Here is a 1,625-nt window from a genome sequence, read left to right as displayed (position 1 = left end):
GGGGACAATCATGAAGCGGTTCATCGAAGGTGAGGCTCGGACGCAGGTCACATTGCTGCCAGAGTGCCTAGATGACTACATCACCGATGAAAACCCAGTGCGAGTGGTCGATGTCTTTGTCGATGAACTCGACCTGAGCGCGCTCGGTTTCGCAGGCGTCGATCCGGCAGCAACAGGTCGCCCGGCCTACCATCCAGCGGTCCTGCTGAAGATCTACATCTACGGCTACCTAAACCGCATTCAGTCCAGCCGCCGGCTCGAGCGTGAAGCTGAACGCAATGTCGAGTTGATGTGGCTTACGGGGCGTCTGGCTCCAGATTTCAAAACCATCGCCGACTTTCGCAAGGACAACGGTAAAGCCATTCGCAGTGTCTGCCGTCAGTTCGTGATCCTCTGTCGCAACCTCAACCTGTTCTCTGACTCAATCATTGCCATCGACGGCAGCAAGTTCAAAGCCGTGAACAATCGCGACCGTAACTTCACCCAGGCCAAGGTGAAGGCCCGTATGCAGCAAGTCGAGCAGAGCATTGAGCGCTATCTGACAGCGATGGATTCGGCGGACCGGGCAATGCCGGAGGTAGCTGTGGCCAAGGCCGAGCGACTGAAAGAGAAGATCGAAACGCTGAAACAGCAGATGCAGAAGCTCAAAGACATTGAAACGCAGCTACTTCAAACCCCAGACAAACAAATTTCTCTCACAGATCCCGATGCTCGCTCCATGTCAGTTGGTGGTCGGGGCAGTGGCACCGTTGGCTATAACGTGCAGACGGCCGTTGACGATCAGCACCATCTGATCGTTGCACATGAGGTGACGAATGTCGGTCATGATCGCGGCCAGTTGAGCAACATGGCGAAGCAAGCGCGTGACCAAATCGGTACTGAATCGCTGAATGTCGTTGCCGACCGGGGCTACTACACAGGCACGGAAATCGTTGCATGTGAGCAAGCTGGAATCTCGCCCTTCGTACCTAAACCACTGACCTCTAGCAGCAAAGCCGAAGGTCGATTTGGCAAGCAGGATTTCCTGTACGTCTCGGCACGGATGAGTATCGATGCCCTGCGGAGCAATTACTGACCAAGCGTTACTCAACTTGGGAAGACGGGATGCTGATGCATGTTTATTGGTTCTCGGGCTGCCAGTCCTGCGCGATGCACAAGCAATGTACGACGGGCAAGGAGCGGCGGTTGAAACGCTGGGAACATGAAGCGACCCTCGACTCGATGCAGGTTCAACTGGAGCACGATCCTGGGAAAATGAAGGTGCGCCGTCAAACCGTTGAGCATCCATTTGGAACGCTCAAGTACTGGATGGGGGCGACCCACTTCCTGACCAGGACCCTGCCAAGGGTCAGTACTGAAATGAGCCTCCATGTGCTCGCTTACAACCTCAAGCGAATGATGAGCATCTTGGGCATCAGGGGGCTGCTCGAAGCGCTCAAAAGGTGAAATGGCCTACTGAGCCGCCAGTTAGGGGCCCCAAAGTCTCCACGAAGGACTCATACCGGCCAGATGCACCCTTGCGAGGCCAACTAAGCTAATCCAGGCAATTTCCTGCCAGTTTTGCAAGCGCCCCTAGATAGCCACGACCTTCAACGCATTCCGCGAGTTTTCACACAGCCTGGACC

The 1,625-nt window shown here is 55.4% G+C and carries 1 pseudogene; it reads left to right on the top strand.

Features of this window, described 5'->3' with window-relative positions:
* The first annotated feature begins 10 nt into the window (after positions 1-10).
* A pseudogene (locus ACK59Z_RS25725) lies at positions 11-1,446 on the top strand (IS1182 family transposase).
* Positions 1,447-1,625 lie beyond the last annotated feature (179 nt).

Source organism: Pseudomonas sp. KCJK9058 (assembly GCF_046230975.1).
Taxonomy (GTDB): domain Bacteria; phylum Pseudomonadota; class Gammaproteobacteria; order Pseudomonadales; family Pseudomonadaceae; genus Aquipseudomonas; species Aquipseudomonas alloputida.
This window is presented reverse-complemented; position numbering and strand designations above follow the sequence as displayed.